Annotated in this window: 22 protein-coding genes; 9 read left to right on the top strand and 13 right to left on the bottom strand. The window is 39.4% G+C overall.

Going from position 1 to position 18,342, the window contains the following annotated elements:
- Nucleotides 1-230 precede the first annotated feature (230 nt).
- The 12 genes from EXE29_RS04155 to EXE29_RS04210 form a co-directional block, all read right to left on the bottom strand.
- Nucleotides 231-1,082 carry a hypothetical protein gene (locus EXE29_RS04155; RefSeq protein WP_120363946.1) on the bottom strand — a complete coding sequence of 284 codons (852 nt, stop codon included), beginning with the start codon at nucleotides 1,080-1,082 and terminating at the stop codon, nucleotides 231-233.
- 26 nt (nucleotides 1,083-1,108) lie between these two features.
- A complete protein-coding gene (locus tag EXE29_RS04160) occupies nucleotides 1,109-1,597 on the bottom strand; it encodes a hypothetical protein (protein ID WP_106985014.1) in 489 nt (162 codons plus the stop codon).
- 205 nt (nucleotides 1,598-1,802) lie between these two features.
- Nucleotides 1,803-2,105, bottom strand: a complete 303-nt coding sequence (locus tag EXE29_RS04165; protein ID WP_106985015.1) for a cyd operon YbgE family protein — start codon at nucleotides 2,103-2,105, stop codon at nucleotides 1,803-1,805.
- 3 nt (nucleotides 2,106-2,108) lie between these two features.
- Entirely contained in the window at nucleotides 2,109-2,210 is a 102-nt protein-coding gene (cydX, locus tag EXE29_RS04170) for a cytochrome bd-I oxidase subunit CydX (RefSeq protein ID WP_004653762.1), read from the bottom strand.
- A 23-nt stretch (nucleotides 2,211-2,233) separates the two neighbouring features.
- Entirely contained in the window at nucleotides 2,234-3,379 is a 1,146-nt protein-coding gene (gene cydB, locus EXE29_RS04175; protein WP_106985016.1) for a cytochrome d ubiquinol oxidase subunit II, read from the bottom strand.
- Entirely contained in the window at nucleotides 3,376-4,962 is a 1,587-nt protein-coding gene (locus EXE29_RS04180; protein ID WP_120363945.1) for a cytochrome ubiquinol oxidase subunit I, read from the bottom strand. Before EXE29_RS04180 ends, cydB begins: the two co-directional genes overlap by 4 nt.
- A complete protein-coding gene (gene cydP, locus EXE29_RS04185; RefSeq protein WP_120363944.1) occupies nucleotides 4,962-5,153 on the bottom strand; it encodes a cytochrome oxidase putative small subunit CydP in 192 nt (63 codons plus the stop codon). Before cydP ends, EXE29_RS04180 begins: the two co-directional genes overlap by 1 nt.
- Nucleotides 5,154-5,566: 413 nt before the next feature.
- A complete protein-coding gene (locus tag EXE29_RS04190) occupies nucleotides 5,567-6,646 on the bottom strand; it encodes a porin (protein ID WP_120363943.1) in 1,080 nt (359 codons plus the stop codon).
- Between the two features lie 324 nt (nucleotides 6,647-6,970).
- Nucleotides 6,971-7,384 carry an HIT family protein gene (locus tag EXE29_RS04195; RefSeq protein WP_117006750.1) on the bottom strand — a complete coding sequence of 138 codons (414 nt, stop codon included), beginning with the start codon at nucleotides 7,382-7,384 and terminating at the stop codon, nucleotides 6,971-6,973.
- Between the two features lie 33 nt (nucleotides 7,385-7,417).
- The gene (locus tag EXE29_RS04200; protein ID WP_106985021.1) at nucleotides 7,418-7,687 is read right to left on the bottom strand and encodes a YARHG domain-containing protein; all 270 of its coding nucleotides are present in this window, start codon (nucleotides 7,685-7,687) and stop codon (nucleotides 7,418-7,420) included.
- An 85-nt stretch (nucleotides 7,688-7,772) separates the two neighbouring features.
- On the bottom strand, nucleotides 7,773-8,645 hold the full coding sequence (locus EXE29_RS04205; RefSeq protein WP_120363942.1) for an NAD(P)-dependent oxidoreductase: 873 nt from the start codon (nucleotides 8,643-8,645) through the stop codon (nucleotides 7,773-7,775).
- Nucleotides 8,646-8,659: 14 nt separating this feature from the next.
- The gene (locus EXE29_RS04210; RefSeq protein WP_120363941.1) at nucleotides 8,660-9,757 is read right to left on the bottom strand and encodes an alpha/beta fold hydrolase; all 1,098 of its coding nucleotides are present in this window, start codon (nucleotides 9,755-9,757) and stop codon (nucleotides 8,660-8,662) included.
- Between the two features lie 141 nt (nucleotides 9,758-9,898).
- On the opposite strand from EXE29_RS04210, the gene EXE29_RS04215 reads away from it, so the two are divergent.
- The 9 genes from EXE29_RS04215 to trpB all read left to right on the top strand — a co-directional run bounded on the left by EXE29_RS04215 (nucleotide 9,899) and on the right by trpB (nucleotide 17,912).
- Nucleotides 9,899-11,086, top strand: coding sequence for an O-succinylhomoserine sulfhydrylase (locus tag EXE29_RS04215; RefSeq protein WP_106985033.1), 1,188 nt, complete (start codon nucleotides 9,899-9,901; stop codon nucleotides 11,084-11,086).
- A 33-nt stretch (nucleotides 11,087-11,119) separates the two neighbouring features.
- Entirely contained in the window at nucleotides 11,120-11,449 is a 330-nt protein-coding gene (locus EXE29_RS04220) for a YbaB/EbfC family nucleoid-associated protein (RefSeq protein ID WP_106985024.1), read from the top strand.
- Nucleotides 11,450-11,462: 13 nt separating this feature from the next.
- Nucleotides 11,463-12,059, top strand: a complete 597-nt coding sequence (recR, locus tag EXE29_RS04225) for a recombination mediator RecR (RefSeq protein ID WP_106985025.1) — start codon at nucleotides 11,463-11,465, stop codon at nucleotides 12,057-12,059.
- Nucleotides 12,060-12,251: 192 nt separating this feature from the next.
- Nucleotides 12,252-13,394 carry a ribonuclease D gene (locus tag EXE29_RS04230; protein ID WP_117006753.1) on the top strand — a complete coding sequence of 381 codons (1,143 nt, stop codon included), beginning with the start codon at nucleotides 12,252-12,254 and terminating at the stop codon, nucleotides 13,392-13,394.
- Nucleotides 13,395-13,522: 128 nt separating this feature from the next.
- The gene (locus EXE29_RS04235) at nucleotides 13,523-13,828 is read left to right on the top strand and encodes a YcgL domain-containing protein (RefSeq protein WP_106986676.1); all 306 of its coding nucleotides are present in this window, start codon (nucleotides 13,523-13,525) and stop codon (nucleotides 13,826-13,828) included.
- A 21-nt stretch (nucleotides 13,829-13,849) separates the two neighbouring features.
- Nucleotides 13,850-14,233 carry a hypothetical protein gene (locus EXE29_RS04240; RefSeq protein WP_106986677.1) on the top strand — a complete coding sequence of 128 codons (384 nt, stop codon included), beginning with the start codon at nucleotides 13,850-13,852 and terminating at the stop codon, nucleotides 14,231-14,233.
- Between the two features lie 23 nt (nucleotides 14,234-14,256).
- The gene (locus EXE29_RS04245; protein ID WP_106986678.1) at nucleotides 14,257-15,108 is read left to right on the top strand and encodes an AAA family ATPase; all 852 of its coding nucleotides are present in this window, start codon (nucleotides 14,257-14,259) and stop codon (nucleotides 15,106-15,108) included.
- Nucleotides 15,109-15,371: 263 nt separating this feature from the next.
- On the top strand, nucleotides 15,372-16,559 hold the full coding sequence (locus EXE29_RS04250; RefSeq protein ID WP_120363940.1) for a vWA domain-containing protein: 1,188 nt from the start codon (nucleotides 15,372-15,374) through the stop codon (nucleotides 16,557-16,559).
- 144 nt (nucleotides 16,560-16,703) lie between these two features.
- Nucleotides 16,704-17,912: a tryptophan synthase subunit beta gene (gene trpB, locus EXE29_RS04255; RefSeq protein WP_120363939.1), complete on the top strand. Its 1,209-nt coding sequence runs from the start codon at nucleotides 16,704-16,706 to the stop codon at nucleotides 17,910-17,912.
- Here the strand turns inward: trpB and EXE29_RS04260 are convergent.
- The gene (locus tag EXE29_RS04260; protein WP_120363938.1) at nucleotides 17,909-18,268 is read right to left on the bottom strand and encodes a hypothetical protein; all 360 of its coding nucleotides are present in this window, start codon (nucleotides 18,266-18,268) and stop codon (nucleotides 17,909-17,911) included. The genes trpB and EXE29_RS04260 overlap by 4 nt on opposite strands.
- Nucleotides 18,269-18,342: the final 74 nt, after the last annotated feature.

Consider the following 18,342-nt stretch of genomic DNA (forward strand, 5'->3'; position numbering starts at 1 on the left):
GTATGGAGAGATTCGTCAGTCCTTAAATCAAATTTTTCTGTGCAGATGCAAAAGCTAATCTAATGTCTTGGGTATAGAGATTTAAAACAGCTGTTCAGTAGCTATTTCTGCTGTTTAGGCTAAGGGGCATGTCCAGCCAGCGCTTATAAGCGCCAGTAAGATAATCTGTTGGTATCTATGCTGGCGCTGGGGAAGCGGATAAAATAACCAGTATGATGCTGGCTTTTGGGTTAGTTAAACAGCTGATTGATTTTTCTCGTTATTTCTTTGTTGTATATTCGATAGTCACTGATAGCATAGGGGCTGAACAGGGCATATTTGCAGCTGGTGCTGGAACCATTTTTTGTAGCAGCGGTGCGACAGTTTAGGATGGAAAAGACCTTTGCGTCAGCGGATTTAAGCTCAAATGAACTTAAGTAAATTTTTTCATTGGCAATATCCTGAGTGGTAATAGTATAGCCATTTTTTACTAGAACATTGCGGAGACTGGAAATCGTACGTTTGCTGCTGACAGTCAGCGCATCTTCATAGCCGAATGTTTTAATTAAGGTTGCAGTGTTCAGTTGCTCGGCATTTTTAAATAATTCTGGTGCTGCATTTTTTATAAAGAAGCCGAAGTCTTCTGTACTGATATCGGCCGTAATAGGCTTGAAAGTCAGGCGCACGCCATCACTCAACTTGTCGTATGCGACGCGCATTTGTATATCTGCACAGGAGCTGGAGTCGTTGGCACTACGCCGATGATCAGCACTAACTGTATTGCAGACTTTAATTTTTACTCGGTCTTGCGCTAGGCGACGGAATTGCGCGTCATAAATATGATGTACACTCCAGTAACGGTCTTGTTTTAACTGGTTAAAGAAAGGAGCATTGCTGATTAGCCCTTTGTTTAAATCCAATTCATTATAAGCCGAGAGTGGTACTGTCAGAGAAAAACTGTTCAGTTCTGGATTGAGTTGGATATGCTGAGTTTTAGGCCCGAAGCCACCCAGTACATTTTGGTAGAGGCTGCCGCGTTCCCCTGTAACTTGGCAACCAGATAGTCCGGCTGCCGCGGCAAGAAACAATAATGTTTTTTGCATATTTTGATTTTTTCTATATATAACAATTATTCGAAATTGAAGCTCACGTCAGAAGCAGTGTTTGGAGACGGGTGCTGGAAAATACGTTCGTTCTGATGGTCAAAGTAAACTTTCCAGCTATTTTTGATATTTTTACACTGGAATAAGCCGTAGTATTTTTGCAGATTCGGCGTAGATAGCACCTCAGAGCCTTTATAGGGAATTAGTGGTGATGGATGGCTTTTAATTTGAACAAATTCACCGCCATCACGTGCGCAATAGGTATTTGCGCGTTCCCACATAATAGTACCTGCACCGTAAGATACGTTATTCATGGTGATGGTGCGCGGATTTTTATACTTGGCTTGGAAAAACTCTTGCACCGTCGGATACTGTTCAAAATCCTTATCTGTTAGTTGCCCCAAGGTATTCCATTTATCAATGGCTTTTGACAGCCATCCTTTTTTTGTTTCTTCAGCAGATGCGCAAGTACTGGCAATAATGCATGCTACGGCTAAAAAGGTTTTAATTTTCATTATATAACTCCAATTCAGGTGCAGAGCATGCTAAAGGCCATGCAGCGGAGATGCAACTTTGCGGGTACTAAAATTTATAATTAAATGTTAGAAAATATTTAATTTTTAATAAAAATTTATAATGCTTTATTTTATTAATCTGAATTTAAAAATCAGAATTTTAAGACAAACATAAAAAAAGCCCTTCAATCAGGGCTTTTTTTAATCAGGCAAGGAACCAGGTATAGTATCCCCAGAGCATTAGTGGCCAAGCAATGTACGGACTAAATAACCATTTCCAAAACCAATGCTTTGGAACAAAGCCTACGCCATGAACAAAACCACCTGAAATGCCAATCATCACCATCATAAGGGCACGATGACTATATCCACCATTGTCATCCAGCATAGCTGCTGGATGAACAAGGAGGACTGCTGCCAAAGGAAAAGCCAAAAGGCAGGAAATTAGCATTGCAAATTTATTCGGCTTTTTTTCTACGACTGGTTTTTCTATAGCAACATCGGTCATGTGTTATTCCTCATCTAAATCTTGATGATGTTCAATGTACAGGGCACTAAGTACACCTGCAAAACATGCCATCAACACACCGAGAATCCAAGCAAAGTACCACATCATTTTTCTCCCATACATAGCTTTTAGTAAAGGCTATGTGAATTCTCTTGAATATGTTTCTTAGTAATCACGCCCCACATTTTGTAGTAACACCAAGTGGTATAACACAAGATGATTGGAACGAAGATGCAGGCAGCAACAGTCATAACAGTTAAAGTATTTTTACTTGATACGGCATCCCACATTGTAAGACTTACTGTTGGGTTGATGCTTGAAGGCATAAGGAACGGGAATAATGCAAATCCAGCAGTTAAGATTGCACCAATCACCGCTAAGCTTGAACCTAGGAAGCTCACACCTGCTTTATTTTTACCTGCTGCTAATACAACAATCAAGCCACCAAGTAGACCCATAATTGGAGCAATCATGGTAATTGGGTAAGTTGAGTAGTTGTTCATCCAACCTGGGTTAGCATTGGTAATCACTTCTTTTGCTAGTGGGTTTGCTACGCCATTAGTGTCAAATGGTTGCGCAAGTGTATAACCTTGAATACCGCCAAAGTATAGCCATGCGCCAGCAGCCAAGAAAGTCACTAAATATACAATACCCATGATTTGAGTTGCTTTCGCAGAGCGTTGACGTAAATCACCATCTGTACGGATCATGAGCCAAGCACCACCGTGCGCTGCTAGCATAGAAAGGCTGACTAAACCACAAACCAATGCAAATGGATTGAGTAGTGCAAAGAAGCTACCCGTGTAAGTAGAACGTACAGTTTCATCTAAAGTAAACGGCACACCTAAGAACATGTTGCCAAAAGCTACACCAAATACTAAAGCAGGTACGGCGCCACCAATACATAAGCCCCAGTCCCAAGATGTACGCCATTTTGTGTTCTCAAGTTTTGAGCGGTAGTCGAAGCCGACAGGTCGCAAAAATAGTGCAAAGAGAACCAGGAGCAGTGCCCAGTACATGCCTGAGAATGCAGTTGCATATACCATTGGCCAGGCAGCAAATAGTGCACCACCAGCCGTAATAAACCAAACTTGGTTGCCGTCCCAGTGCGGTGCAATCGTATTGATTGCAGCGCGACGTTCGTCATCTGTTTTACCTACAAATGGCATGAGTGCCATGGAACCCATATCGAAGCCATCGGTGAGGGCAAAGCCAATGAGTAGTACGCCTACAAGTACCCACCAAATGATTTTGAGCAGTTCATATTCGATCATGCTTTAGACTCCTCATTTGCTTTATTCGCCGCTTCAAGTTTTTCAAAGTGGTATTTACCAGTATGAAGTGAGCTTGGGCCAAGACGTGAGAATTTGATCATGAGATACATTTCGATAATCAAAAGTACGGTATAGAACGATGCAAGTGCGATGATAGATCCCCATACATCACCTGTACTTAAGCTAGAAGCTGAAAGGTGTGTTGGTAAAACTTCACCGATAGTCCAAGGTTGACGGCCAACTTCGGCAACATACCAACCAGTTTGCGCAGCAATCCAAGGAAGTGGTAAGCCAAACAAGGCAAATTTTAGTAACCAAGGTTTATTTTCTGCATTACGTTTTGCAACAGCAAAGGCAGCAAGAGCAAACAATAGAAGCATAAGGAAACCAGATGCAACCATTAAACGGAATGCCCAGAATAAGCTTGGTACGTGTGGAATTGTGTCTTTAGCAGCAGCTTTAATTTGTGCTTCAGATGCATCAACTACGTTTGGAGTGTATTTTTTCAAAAGTAAGCCATAGCCCAAGTCTTTTTGAGACTCAGCAAAAGCTGCTTTTAATTCTGCAGATTGGTCGCCTGCACGTAGTTTTTCAAGTTGTGAATAAGCCACCATACCATTACGAATACGTTCTTCGTGTTGGATGACTAAATCTTTAATGCCTGTCACTTCTTTTGTAGTTGAGCGTGTTGCGATAATCCCCATTACATACGGAATTTTAATAGCGTAGTCCGTAGTCATGGTTTCTTTATTTGGGATACCAAATAAAGTAAACGGTGCTGGCGCTGGGTGAGTATCCCACTCGGCCTCAATTGCAGCCAATTTAGTTTTTTGCACATCGCCAATTTCGTAACCAGATTCATCACCCAGTAAAATCACTGAAAGTGTAGAAGCTAAACCAAAGATGGCAGCAATGGCAAAAGAACGGCGCGCAAATGGCAAGTCACGTTTTTTCAACATGTAGTAGCTAGAAATAGCCAATACGAAAATTGCACCAGTAACATAGCCTGCAGATACAGTATGTACGAATTTCACCTGTGCAACAGGGTTGAAGATGAGTGCGCCAAAATCGACCATTTCCATACGCATGGTTTCATAGTTAAATGCTGAACCGACTGGGTTTTGCATCCAGCCGTTGGCCACTAAAATCCACAGTGCAGACATATTAGAGCCAAGTGCAACTAACCATGTAACAGCTAAGTGCTGTACTTTTGAGAGGCGATCCCAACCAAAGAAGAATAAACCAATAAATGTCGATTCAAGGAAGAACGCCATTAAGCCTTCGATTGCGAGTGGAGCACCAAAGATATCGCCCACGTAGTGTGAGTAATATGCCCAGTTTGTACCAAACTGAAATTCCATGGTTAAACCAGTAGTAACCCCTAGCGCGAAGTTAATACCGAATAATTTGCCCCAGAATTTAGTCATGTCTTTATAAATTTCTTTACCAGAAATCACATACGTGGTTTCCATAATGGCAAGAAGAAAAGCCATACCTAAAGTGAGTGGAACAAAAATAAAGTGATACATCGCGGTCATCGCAAATTGGAACCGCGAAAGATCGACCACGCTTTCAGAAATCATCAACGTGTCTCCTTGATTTGGGAAGGACTGCCAGCGATATGCTCGGCAACTTGATTGTCAAAATTTTTAGGAATCGTTGGTGCGTCAAACCAGATATGTTTAATAGTCAATAAAATCACCACTTTAATTATTAATATAATGGCGATTTCACGACTTACCTTTCGGTTGATATTTTTTGGAACTAAGCTCATGGTTAAGCCTGTTTTTAAAAACTATATTTACATTATTAAACAAAAAAAATATAAAATAAATAGGTGGAACAGTTAAAATAATAATATATTAAAAAAAATAATTATAAAACAAATAATTATTGATATTTTTATTTAAAAAATATACTAATTTTATGTTGTTTTAAAGTTGATCTATTTACTTGTGTTTAAATAAATTAATTCCGACTTTTTTACTTATAATTATATTTTAAATCCGAGTAAAACACTTGTATTTACTAAATATTACAAATGATAATTAATACCAATAAAACCAACTAAAATACTTATATTTAAAATGCAAAGTCTACAGCATGCTTATGCTGAGTGGGAAAGCGCAAAAAAATGATGAAAAAAAAGAACATGCAAGCATGTTCTTTTTTTTGCGAGGGGGGATGTTAGAAGTCGTAACGTAGACCTAAAGATAGGGCGATTGAGTTTTCGTCTGCTACACCGCTAATACCATTACCAAAACTGCGACCTTCTTTCCAAGGGTTGAGTTTAGAGTTCTTGTCGTTAATGACTGTTGCAAGGTTGCCATATACGCGAAGTGTACTGTCAAGTTTATGTTCAACACCGACTGCAACTAAGCTTGCATTTGCATCATTTGTATCTACATCACGGTAGAAATATTCACCGCGTACAGAGGTTTTAGGTGTAAGTTTATATTCACCCGCTAAACCAAACACTTGTACATCTGGATTTACTTTGTCATTGTCATGTTGAGACAATTGATACATTGCACCTAAGTTAAACTCTTCGGTAATTTTGTATGCACCAGCAAGGCGGAAAGCATCACGGCTTGCGCCATCGCTTACGTTTGCCGCATTTTTTTCATATTTTTCGTATGCAGCTGCAAAATCAATCGGGCCTTCTTTATATGTCAAAGCAAGATCATAAGCTTGGTCTTTCTTTTTGCCTTCGCCATTTGCATCTTTGGTTGACTCTGTGCCTGCATTCATTGATACAGCACCCAGCACATTAAAACCGCCACCAAATTTTGGTGATTTATATTCGATGGTGTTTTCGTTGCGCTCATCAAACTTTAAGTTGCCAACACGTGTGACGTTACGTACATCACCCACCATATCGCCAAAGAAGTTTACAGGGCTACGTGCAACTTTAAATGGGCTATCAAAACGGCCAACACGAACTTGACCATAATTCGCGCTTTTTACACCAACGAATGTGTCACGAGTTGAGAAATTCACGCCATTCGCATCTTTAGAGCCACTTGCAAAGTTAACTTCTTGCTCAATTTGAGCAAAAACATTTAAGTCGTCATTAATTTTTTGATCAACTTTAAAACCTAAGCGAGATGCATTAGAAGACAAGCCTACTTCGTTATAATCTTTACCATCATCAAGGTAGTCTAAAGAAACGTGTGCACGGCCATAGATTTTTACATCTGCTGCAGACGCCATCATAGGTGTTACAACAGTTGCCCCGATTGCTAATGCACATAGTGTTTTTTTCATTTGAAGCTCCAGAAGACTTTTCTAGTCATATCAATACGTTTTATCAGTAGCTTGGCTAAAAATAATTTCGCTATCTAATGGCGCTAAGTATTGATTACAAATAAGACAGTTCTATTAAGGAAATATTGCAAAGATATGAAATATGATTGGTGTATTCCTTGAGGAAAATTGTGTTTTTTATGGTTTAAGTATTTGTATTTATTTTATTAAATATAGTTGGTGGGATTGTTGCTGGCTTTTTTATTTTGCATATTGAAAAGCGCCATATATAAAAAATGGAGCCGAAGCTCCATTTTAAGATATTCAAAATATGACATTCATATTTCAAAGTGCTGCTTTAATCTTTTCAGCCAAGGCTTTAATTTTGTCCTGATCACCCATTTGTGCTGCATGTTTCCCTAGCTCATGTACAGAGCTAGGAATAAGGTGGAAGTGCACATGTGGCACTGTTTGACCAGCAGCTACGCCAGAAAGTTGCATTAAAACGATGCCTTCAACTTGAAGAGCTGTTTCAATCGCTTTGGCAACCTTCTGTACAATTTGAATTGTGTAGGCTGCTTCTTCTGGTGCGAGGTCAAGTAGGGTGACTGCAGGTGACTTTGGGATAACCAAAGTATGGCCCTCTGCTTGAGGCATAATATCCATAAATGCAAGAACACGTTCATCTTCATAAACTTTAATCGCAGGTAATTCACCGCGTAAAATTCTTGCAAAAATGTTTTGGTCATCATAAGCCATGACAGATTTCCTTAAGCTGTTTTTCAACTGTAATTATTTACAGTTCAATTCTTTCTGACGATCTTTGATCGCGTCAAGACGTTGTTGCTCTTTTTCTGAAAATTTTGGTTTGGTTGTATAGCAATTGTCATTACCATACTTTGCTTTAGCATCAGGGTCTTTAAAACAAAAGCCTTTTGATGCATAGATGACATCATGATCATTCTTGAGTTTTTGACATTCTTGCTCAGACGCCATAGCTACTGTAGATGCCCCTAATAGCGAAACAAAGCCAACCAATGCCGCAACTTTGAAATTGTTCATACGAGTTTCCTCTGTGTTTGTAACAATGTGTGTGATCACACCATCACAGTATTCGAATTAATTATGTATTTTCAATGGCGAGATCTTACTCAATTGTAATATTACTCCATGATTCGTACATTTTTGCGACAGTTGAAAAGTCACTATTTTCTTCAGCAGTGTCGCTGGCAACTTGAACTAAGTTTTGCGCAAGGGAAATGACAGGTGCAGAAAGTTTGGCTGTGCGAACTAAATCTACAGCAATTCCTGTATCTTTTGCTAATAATGGCAAGGCAAAGGTTAATGGGAAACTACGATTGAGTACCCGTTGCGGTAAAATGGTTTCTGTCGCATTACTTTTACCGCTTGATGCATTAATACAATCTAAAGCGGCGTGTAAATCTACGCCATGTGCTTTAAGCACAGTCAGGCCTTCAGAAGCGGCACACAAATTGACAGCCATGAGCATATTGTTGACTGCTTTTACAGCAAAACCTGCACCTGATTCACCCACATGTTGAATAAGCTTGCCGAGCACTTGGATAGCAGGCAAGGCTTGCTTAAATGCGTGTTGATCACCCCCAATCATAAAGGTGAGGCTTGCATTTTCTGCGCCTATTGTTTGCCCAGATACTGGAGCATCTAAGTAAAATGCATTCTGCTGTAGAAATAGTGGTGCTAAGCGCTTAGCTGAACTCGGTACACCACTGGTGCAATCCACCCAAATACTGCCTGCTCGGATATTAATGCCAGCAATTAAAGCTTCAATATCTGCACTGGTCGGTAAGCAGGAAAAAATAATGTCAGCTTGTACTGCTTGTTGTAGATCTACAGCAAGGGTGCCAAACTCATTTGCATGTTGTTTGGCTTTGTCAAAATTACGATTCCATACATAAACGGTATCAAAGTGCTTGGGTAAGTGTGCTGCCATGCGGTAGCCCATTGCGCCTAAACCAATGAATGCAACTGATTGAATCATAATAAAACCCTAATTTAATTTTTAATAACTGTCGATCTTTGTTCAAGCCATGTGGTTAATTTAGGCCAAAATTCATTTGCGCTTTTTTGGCTCGACATGAGGCCTAAGTGCCCACCGGGGATAAGAGTAAACGTGACATCTTGGCTACTTGTCAATTCACCTAAGGGCTGAGCTGCTGCTGCGGTAACAATCTGATCGCTAGAACCCGCGCCAATAAACAGGGGAGCGTGAATATCTTTTAATTTTATAATCTTATCTTTCAACTGAATAACACCGCCTTTTAGGGGGTTTTGTAGCCATAGATGCAAAACCATGTCCTGATTAATACCGCCAGGATAATCAATCATGTGGTTGAGAAAGTTGCCCATAGTGGCATGTTCATACAGTGCTTGAGGGTCTGCTAGATTAAACAAAAATTGTTTTTGACTGTAATACCAGCCCTTAGGATCTAATATTTTAAAGCCGACTGCATTTAGCAAACCAGGTGTATGAATCATTCTTTTAGGAATTTTACCGCTGTAAATCGTATTTTTGAGTGATTGACTACGTGAAATCAATTGATTGATATTTTGAAAGAGTCGACCAACGCGGCCAGAGGCATAGCTATCAATAGGGCTACCCATCACCATGAGGTTTTTGACACGGTTGGATGTGCTTAAGGCAGTGTATAGCGTGACAAAAATACCAGCCATACTCCAACCATGCAAAGAAATTTGTGGGCTGTTGGCATGTGTACAGATTTTGTCGACACAGTGAGGGATGGCATCATCAATAAATGATAAAAAATCGAGGAAACGATCTTGATAACTGAGCTTATTCCATTCAATTAAATAAACTTCAAAACCACTGTGTTGAAAGTGTTTGACTAGTGAACGATAAGGGTAAAGGTCGTAGATTGCCATATTGATGGCTAAGGGTGCGACAAAGACTAAGGGTTCTTGGTATTTACGGTTGGGTGATGCGTAATGGCGAACCTGACAAAATTTATATTCTTCAATGACCTCGTAAGGATTGGTTTGTGATAACACCAATGATTTTGCATTAAAAAAACGTGTAGAGAGGTGCTTTAGTTTTTTTTGCTGTGTTAAAAGGCTTTTTTTCAATGGGTTCATGGTGATTGTTGGCCTATATCCTTGTAGGTTTGATCGAAGTCTAAGCGATATTTGCTTATTATACCTTGACCTTAAATAGCTTAGGCGCTCAAAATATTGGCAATAATTAACAAAAGGCAGTCATTGGACTGAGTAATGCTAATGAACCAACAAGACGACATCGAATATCAACTAGATACCTTGGCTATTCGTACAGGTCACAATCGTACTTCTGAGGGAGAGCATAGTGAGCCGATCTTCTTAACTTCGTCTTTTGTGTGTGAAAGTGCAGCCGACGCTGCTGCAAAATTTTCAGGGCAAATTGAAGGCAATACCTATTCACGTTATACCAACCCAACAGTTCAAACATTTGAAAAGCGTCTAGCTGTTTTAGATGGTGCTGAAGCTGCTGTAGCAACGAGTTCTGGTATGGCGGGTGTGCATGCGGTGACATTAGCTTACTTGAAGGCGGGTGACCATGTTGTATGTTCACGTGCTGTGTTTGGTTCGATTATTTCATTGTTTGAAAAATATGTAATCAAGTTTGGTGTAGATGTCACTTTTGTTGATTTAGAAGATATAGATGCATGGAAACAAGCCATTCGTCCAAATACGCGTTTACTTTTCATTGAAACTCCATCTAACCCATTGGCTCAAGTGGGTGATCTGCAGGCAATTGCGGATATTGCACATGCACAAGGCGCTTTATTTGCAGTAGATAATACGTTCTGTACGCCAGTATTACAGCAACCACTTAAGTTTGGTGCAGACCTTGTTATTTATTCATCGACTAAATATATCGATGGTCAAGGTCGTGCTTTAGGTGGTGCGGTGGTCGGTAGTGCTAAACTGATGGAAGAAATTACCGGTGTGATTCGTACATTGGGTAATTCTATGAGTCCATTTAATGCATGGGTGTTCTTAAAAGGGTTAGAAACTTTAAGTTTACGTATGAAAGCACACTGTGCAAGCGCGCAAATTTTAGCTGAATGGTTAGATGCTCATCCAAAAGTTGAAAAAGTTTATTATGCAGGTTTGCCAAATCATGAAGGCCATGAACTTGCGAAGAAACAACAATCAGGTTTTGGTGGTGTAGTATCGTTTGTTGCTAAAGGTGAGCGTGAAGGCGCTTGGACTGTCATTGATAATACGCGTTTCTTATCAATTACCAGTAACTTGGGTGATGTAAAAACGACAATTACACATCCAGCAACTACTTCTCACGGTAGAATGTCGGCAGAAGCTAAACAAGCAGCAGGAATTAGTGAAGGTTTAATTCGAGTTTCTGTTGGTTTGGAAGATATTAATGATATCATTCGCGATATTTCTCGTGGTTTAGATTTAATTTAAGCCAATTAAAAAGTTTATTGTTCGGAGTATTTTATGAACATTAACATGTTGATGCAGCAAGCTCAGCGTATGCAAAAAGATATGGAAAGCAACGTTAAGAAGGCTAAAGAAGAGCTTGCACAAACGGAAGTTCATGCAGAAGCTGGTGGTGGTCTAGTTAAAGTGACTATGACTTGCCGTAATGTTGTTAAACGTATCGAAATTAATCCTGAATTACTTCAAGATGATGCAGATATGATTGAAGACCTTATTGCAGCGGCAATGAATGATGCTGCGCGTCAAGCTGAAGTCATCACTGAAGAAAAAATGAAATCTGCAAATTCAGGTATGGGTTTACCACCTGGTTTGTCTGGATTGTTCTAAGGAAGCGTCTTGCATGTTTAGTGGACGTTTTGATCAACTCGTTCAAGCATTACGCATTTTACCAAGTGTTGGGCCGAAATCGGCTCAACGCATGGCTTTGCATTTAATCATGAAAAATAAAGAAGGTGCTTTAGGTTTGGCGCATGCGTTAAATGAGGCAACCAGTTATATTCATGAGTGTGCAGTGTGTCATTCACTGACAGAAAATGAAGTTTGTGATATTTGTTTATCAAACGACCGTGATGAGCAACTGCTTTGTGTGGTTGAGTCTCCTGCTGACGTGATGGCAATTGAGCAAAGTGGTAGTTTTAAAGGTAAATATCATGTGCTCGGTGGTCATTTGTCGCCATTAGATGGTATCGGCCCTGAAGAAATTGGTATACCTTACTTAATTCAACGTCTATCGGATGGTCTGGTGACGGAGGTTATTTTGGCAACCAATGCGACGGTTGAAGGGCAAGCAACAGCACATTATTTAGTTGAAGCTGCTAAACATTTGCCAGTCAATATGACGCGTATAGCACAAGGTGTACCACAAGGTGGTGAGCTGGAGTATGTAGACAGTCATACACTCAGTCAGGCAGTACACAACCGAATGAGAATGAAATAAGTGGAGTAGATGCTACACTTATTTTAATCTATCTTAATAATACAAAAAAACGATAATAATTTATCTGAAAAAGCAATAAACTACCAATATATTTAAAAAAATATAACCAATATACAAAAATTAGTTATATAAATATCTTATATATCGGTTAAAATAGGCGAAAACAGTTTTTGCTATAGATTCCGCAGTCTTATGTATCAATTTATTCAACAACAGCAAGATTTACAAAAAGTGATTAACTTAATGGATTCGTATCCCATTTATGGATTAGATACTGAATTTATTAAGGTAGATACGCTGTGGCCGAAACTTGGTGTATTTCAAATCAATGTCAATGGTGAAGTGTTCTTATTAGATGGTGCTGCACTGGATTTGAGTGAATTTTGGATAAAGTTGTTTGGTGCAGAGCAAAACGTTTTTCATGCGTGTAGTGAAGATATTGATCTTATTTATCACTATGCCTCACATAAATCTTTAGACAATGTGTTTGATACTCAAGTTGGTATGTCATTTTTAGGTCATGGCTTACAAGTTAGTTATCAAAATGCATTAAAACTCATGTTAGATGTTGATATTGAAAAGGATCAAACCCGTTCAGATTGGCTTGCTCGTCCATTAAGCTTGGATCAATTAAAATATGCAGCCAATGATGTCGAATACATCATGTTGCTTTCTGAAAAAGTAAAAAATGAATTAGAGCAAAAGCAATTATTGGACTGTGTACTTGAAGATTGTCGTAATTTGACCTATGAAATTGGCGTAGAAACCCCTGTACACCAGTTGTACTCAGATGTTGGTAACTTCCGTAATAGTCGTAAACAACTGATGCAGCTACAGCAACTGGCTGTTTGGCGTGAGCAAATGGTGAAGGCCTTAAATCAGCCACGTAGTTTCATTTTAAAATCAGCCACTATGCAAGATTTGGTGGAGAAAAATCCGCGCAATCATTTCCAGCTAAGCAGTATTAAGGGAATCCGTCCAAACATTATACGCGAGCATGGGAAAACAATTTTAGACTTGCTCAAGTATTTGCCAGAGCAAGCGGAATGGCCATTGCGTATGGCACGTCCAATTCGTCATTCATCACAAGACATTAGTCAGCGTGTAGAATTGACAATTCAAAAAGTCGTGGATGAAACCACAGTGCCGAAAGAAGTATTGATGCGTAAAAAATGGCTGAATGCTTTATATCAACACGTGGTATTTCGTAATGATGAGCAAGATTTACCTAATTATTTATTAGGCTGGCGCTATGACATACTCACCAAACCTTTGATTGAAGTATTGCGTGCAGATGAAACTTATTTGTCGACACAAATGAAAGTGAGTGATTAATTGCGCCGAATTGATTAAAGATTTGGCAATTGTACAAATTCACGACTGATGCGTTAATAAACATTAATGTATCAGTCTTTTTTTTGATGTATCCTTTGCCTTGCATTTTAGGAGTGTTGTTTCAAATTATGTTCTGTTCAATTTACAAATCGAGCAAAAAAGACGAAATGTATATTTACATTGCTCGTCAGGAAATCAAAGAAAACCAAGAGCCAGCAAATCCGCTCGAAGTTTTGCCTGAAGCAGTGCGTACCGCATTTGGCCGTGCAACTTTTGTTATGGATTTGGAGTTGAGTGAATCACGTAAATTGGCACGTGTAAATGTGCTTCATGTGATGGATTCAATTGTTACGAAAGGGTTTTTCCTACAAATGCCTCCAGAAGGCTTAATTGACCCTAATGCAGTTGCGCCAGAAGGCCTACGCGGTGCTTAATTAAAATTCAGGAGTTGTGAAATGGATAGTTTATGGGCTGTATTAGACTCAATTCCTGAAGATAGCATAGCTGTCACGGTATATTTGCTCGGTAGCTTTATTGCGCTACTGTGCTGGTATGGCGTGGCGAAACGCTTGCCGAAGCTCTTGGGTGGCATGACATGGATTATCATGTTTGCCATTCTATTGACGCCAACGGTATCTGAAGGAAACAATGCCTCGATTGCGCCAGCAATTTTTGGTTTGCTTTTTGGTGTGTTAACCAAAGACCAAGCTTTAGTGTGGGCAAATTTATCGCTTATTCTCTTTGTATTGGGTATTTGTATGGTACTTGGCTACTTATGGTCAAAATATACCGCCAACAAAGCCTCAAATGTTGTTCACAATAAAACTTCACCGCTTTAAAGTAAAAAAATAAAGGTTATGACATGTCTGTTGAAAATCAGCAATTTAATGGCACGGCTCAATATATCGCTACGGATAGCTTAAAACTTGCAGTGAAAGCTGCGCGTTCTCTTCAAAAACCATTGCTTGTAAAAGGCGAGCCTGGCACAGGTAAAACGCTACTCGCAGAACAGGTTGCTGAAAGTTTAGGTCTTAAGCTGATCACATGGCATATCAAATCAACCACAAAGGCACAGCAAGGCTTGTATGAGTATGATGCTGTTTCACGTTTACGTGATAGTCAGTTGGGCGATGACCGTGTGTACGATATTAAAAACTATATTAAGCCAGGTAAATTGTGGGAAGCATTTACCAGTGAAGAGCGCTGTGTTTTATTGATTGATGAAATTGATAAAGCAGACATCGAGTTTCCGAATGACTTATTACATGAACTCGATAAAATGTCGTTTTATGTCTATGAAACGGGTGAAACCATTACAGCGACCCAACGTCCGATCGTAATCATTACTTCAAATAATGAAAAAGAACTACCAGATGCATTCTTGCGTCGTTGTTTCTTTCATTATATTGAATTCCCAGATGAAACCACGATGCGTGAAATTATCGATGTACACTTCGAAAATATTTCTGCAACATTGGTCAATGAAGCTTTACAGGTATTCTTTAAATTACGTCAAATTCCGGGCTTAAAGAAACCACCTTCAACCTCTGAATTGATTGATTGGTTGAGCTTGTTGATGGCAGATGATATGCCTGAAGATATTTTGCGAAATACAGATAAATCAAAATCAATACCGCCACTTTATGGGGCGCTGATTAAAAATGAGCAAGATGTACAGTTGCTAGAACGTTTGGCATTTATGTCACGTCGTTAAGCGATGAAATAAAAAACAAAAGCTGGAATGTCCAGCTTTTGTTTTTTAATAGATGACTGATGAGAAGCCTGTTGTATTGTTTAAAATATGCTGAATGGTGAGTTACAGCTTGCCACTTTACTTATAAAAGTGATTTTGAATAATATTGAAGAAAAGGCTACCGTTCAAAAGATATGTACTTCACAAAATTGACCCAAAAGAGCTTGGGTGTGATTGTATGATCTGTTTAGATTCACTATAAATTTAATGGATTTTATTCGCCTATGTTTGTGCGATTGTTTTATACCCTTCGAAAATACGGCGTTCCTGTTTCTACACGTGAGCTGATTGATCTAAATGAAGCTGTGGCAGAAGGTTTGGTATTTGCAGACCAAGATGAGTTCTATCAGCTTGCAAAAACTGTCATGGTGAAAGACGAACGCTTCTTTGATAAATTTGACCGTGCAATGAAAGACTATTTTGATGGTATATCGACCTTTGATTTAGATGAATTGCTCAATCAGGTGCACAAATTACCCAAAGAATGGTTTGATTTGGAGTTGCTTGAAAAGCACCTCACACCAGAACAACGTGAAGAACTCAAAAAAGCAGGTTCGCTCGAAGAACTGATGAAAATGTTGGAAGAACGCTTGCGTGAACAACATAAAAAGCATCAGGGCGGTAATAAGATGATTGGTACGGGAGGCACATCACCTTTTGGTGCTTTTGGTGATCATCCTGAAGGTGTACGCATTGGTGGTCCTGGGCGAAAACGTTCCGCGGTTAAAGTGTGGGAGCAACGCCAATACCGTAATTTGGATGATGACCAAATTTTAGGTAGCCGTCAGATGCAAATGGCGCTGCGCCGTTTACGTAAATTTGCCCGTCAAGGTGCTGCTGAAGAGCTCGATATTGATGGCACGATTCGTGAAACTGCCAAACAGGGTATTTTAGATGTGCAATTGGTGCCTGAGCGCCGTAACCGTATTAAAGTGCTGATGCTGTTTGATGTGGGTGGCTCGATGGATGCTCACATTGCCCAATGTGAAAAACTCTTTTCAGCAGCCAAAACCGAATTTAAAACCCTTGAATATTTTTATTTCCATAACTGTTTGTATGACTATGTTTGGAAAGACAATATCCGTCGTTCAAATACGCGTATGAATACATGGGATTTGTTTAATACCTATGGGCGTGACTATCGTGTGATTGTGGTTGGTGATGCCAGCATGGCGCCGTATGAGTTGAACTCTGCGGGTGGTTCAGTCGAATATATGAATGATGAAGCTGGTAATGTATGGTTGCACCGCCTGCGTAAGCATTTTGATAAAACGGCTTGGCTAAATCCAGAAGAAGATAATTATTGGCATTACACACAAACCATTGGTCAAATCAAACAAATCTTTGAGGATCACATGTATCCAATGACCTTAAAGGGTGTTGAGGATATGACTAAGTATTTAGCACGCTAGGTATAAGTTGGTCATTTGCTTGTAAGATGTTGCAAGTTTTGTGAACTACTTTGAATAATATATAGATTTTGACTTGTTGTGTTTGGTCGAAATTCGTTAGTATCAGGTCAGTATTTTTTCGCTCTTTATGCTCAGGGGTTTTTTATGAATCATCAAATTAATGGCATTGCCTTACCAAATGAAGAGGGCTTCTTTGGTAATTATGGTGGTCAGTTTATTCCACCTGATTTAAAGCAAGCGATGGATGATATTAATGTTGCTTATCAGGAGATCCGCCAAAATGCGGAATTTCAAGATGAATTAAAAGAGCTATTCGCTCACTATGTAGGTCGTCCGAGTCCGTTATTTCATGCAAAATGCTTGTCTGAGAAGTTAGGTGGTGCACAAATTTATTTGAAGCGTGAAGACCTCAACCATACAGGTGCACACAAAATTAACCATTGTTTAGGCGAAGCATTGCTTGCTAAATATATGGGTAAAACTAAAGTGATTGCAGAAACAGGCGCTGGCCAGCATGGTGTAGCACTTGCAACTGCATGTGCTCTTGTGGGTATTCCTTGCGAAATTCACATGGGGCAAGTAGATATTGAAAAAGAACATCCAAACGTGGTGAAAATGAAAATTTTAGGTGCAAACCTAATTTCAGTCACACGTGGTACTGCAACACTTAAAGATGCAGTGGACAGTGCTTTTGAAGAATATCTAAAAGATCCGAAAAACTTCATTTATGCAATTGGTTCTGTGGTTGGTCCGCATCCATTTCCAATGATGGTGCGTGATTTTCAGTCGATTATTGGTGAAGAAATTAAGGTTCAAACCAATGAGCGTTTTGGTGCAAATCCTGACTATGTGGTTGCATGTGTGGGTGGTGGTTCAAATGCAGTGGGTGCATTTACGGCATTCTTAAATGAGCCAAATGTAAAATTGGTGGGTGTGGAGCCCGCAGGCCATGGTCTAGATACAGACATGCACTCTGCTACTTTAACTTTAGGTAAGCCAAGTCAAATTCACGGTATGGCGTGCTATGTACTAGAAGATGAAAAGGGTGAGCCCTTACCTGTGCATTCGATTGCATCTGGTTTGGATTATCCGGGTGTAGGGCCACAGCATAGCTTATTAAAAGATTTAGGCCGTGTTGAATATACGACTGCAACAGATCAAGAATGTTTAGATGCATTTATGACACTATCACGTGTTGAAGGTATTGTTCCAGCATTGGAAAGTTCACACGCAGTAGCTTGGGCTTTACGTGAAGCACCAAAACTAGCTAAAGATATCAAAATCGTTGTAAACGTTTCAGGTCGTGGTGATAAAGATGCTGATTATGTTGCAGCAAAATTAGGCTTAAATTAATCTATATTCCTAAATAGACTTAGCTGAGCATCTTCTTTGGAGGGTGTGTAAAGTGTTAATAGTGTATTTAAATTATCCCAGTTTTTGACTGGGATATTTTTTTGCACATATTTTTTATAAAAATCATGGTTAAAAGTAGAAGGAGAGTCTTGTGGGATCAAATTTGGATATAGCGCAAAAATAACGGCTTTTGTATCTAAGAGTTCGGCAATAGCACTGGCAATTTCTAGATTAATTGTGCGCCTATAAGTATGCAGTAAATCATCATTCTTCATGTCAACCATAAGTTGTTCGAGCTCAGCAATTAAACGATTGAGCTGAGTGACTTTAAGTTGGGTACTTTTGAGTGTATTCATAATAGGTATATTTCTAGTTATGTTCTTTTAATGTCTATTGAATGTAATCTATTTGTCATTACAAAAACGGTTCA

Source organism: Acinetobacter sp. WCHAc060006 (assembly GCF_004209135.1).
In the GTDB taxonomy this organism is placed as follows: domain Bacteria; phylum Pseudomonadota; class Gammaproteobacteria; order Pseudomonadales; family Moraxellaceae; genus Acinetobacter; species Acinetobacter cumulans.

Coding starts and splice junctions, on each gene's coding strand:
- EXE29_RS04155 (WP_120363946.1), bottom strand. CDS start 1,082: ATGCAAAAAACATTATTGTTTCTTGCCGCGGCAGCCGGACTATCTGGT.
- EXE29_RS04160 (WP_106985014.1), bottom strand. CDS start 1,597: ATGAAAATTAAAACCTTTTTAGCCGTAGCATGCATTATTGCCAGTACT.
- EXE29_RS04165 (WP_106985015.1), bottom strand. CDS start 2,105: ATGACCGATGTTGCTATAGAAAAACCAGTCGTAGAAAAAAAGCCGAAT.
- cydX (WP_004653762.1), bottom strand. CDS start 2,210: ATGTGGTACTTTGCTTGGATTCTCGGTGTGTTGATGGCATGTTTTGCA.
- cydB (WP_106985016.1), bottom strand. CDS start 3,379: ATGATCGAATATGAACTGCTCAAAATCATTTGGTGGGTACTTGTAGGC.
- EXE29_RS04180 (WP_120363945.1), bottom strand. CDS start 4,962: ATGATTTCTGAAAGCGTGGTCGATCTTTCGCGGTTCCAATTTGCGATG.
- cydP (WP_120363944.1), bottom strand. CDS start 5,153: ATGAGCTTAGTTCCAAAAAATATCAACCGAAAGGTAAGTCGTGAAATC.
- EXE29_RS04190 (WP_120363943.1), bottom strand. CDS start 6,646: ATGAAAAAAACACTATGTGCATTAGCAATCGGGGCAACTGTTGTAACA.
- EXE29_RS04195 (WP_117006750.1), bottom strand. CDS start 7,384: ATGGCTTATGATGACCAAAACATTTTTGCAAGAATTTTACGCGGTGAA.
- EXE29_RS04200 (WP_106985021.1), bottom strand. CDS start 7,687: ATGAACAATTTCAAAGTTGCGGCATTGGTTGGCTTTGTTTCGCTATTA.
- EXE29_RS04205 (WP_120363942.1), bottom strand. CDS start 8,645: ATGATTCAATCAGTTGCATTCATTGGTTTAGGCGCAATGGGCTACCGC.
- EXE29_RS04210 (WP_120363941.1), bottom strand. CDS start 9,757: ATGAACCCATTGAAAAAAAGCCTTTTAACACAGCAAAAAAAACTAAAG.
- EXE29_RS04215 (WP_106985033.1), top strand. CDS start 9,899: ATGAACCAACAAGACGACATCGAATATCAACTAGATACCTTGGCTATT.
- EXE29_RS04220 (WP_106985024.1), top strand. CDS start 11,120: ATGAACATTAACATGTTGATGCAGCAAGCTCAGCGTATGCAAAAAGAT.
- recR (WP_106985025.1), top strand. CDS start 11,463: ATGTTTAGTGGACGTTTTGATCAACTCGTTCAAGCATTACGCATTTTA.
- EXE29_RS04230 (WP_117006753.1), top strand. CDS start 12,252: ATGTATCAATTTATTCAACAACAGCAAGATTTACAAAAAGTGATTAAC.
- EXE29_RS04235 (WP_106986676.1), top strand. CDS start 13,523: ATGTTCTGTTCAATTTACAAATCGAGCAAAAAAGACGAAATGTATATT.
- EXE29_RS04240 (WP_106986677.1), top strand. CDS start 13,850: ATGGATAGTTTATGGGCTGTATTAGACTCAATTCCTGAAGATAGCATA.
- EXE29_RS04245 (WP_106986678.1), top strand. CDS start 14,257: ATGTCTGTTGAAAATCAGCAATTTAATGGCACGGCTCAATATATCGCT.
- EXE29_RS04250 (WP_120363940.1), top strand. CDS start 15,372: ATGTTTGTGCGATTGTTTTATACCCTTCGAAAATACGGCGTTCCTGTT.
- trpB (WP_120363939.1), top strand. CDS start 16,704: ATGAATCATCAAATTAATGGCATTGCCTTACCAAATGAAGAGGGCTTC.
- EXE29_RS04260 (WP_120363938.1), bottom strand. CDS start 18,268: ATGAATACACTCAAAAGTACCCAACTTAAAGTCACTCAGCTCAATCGT.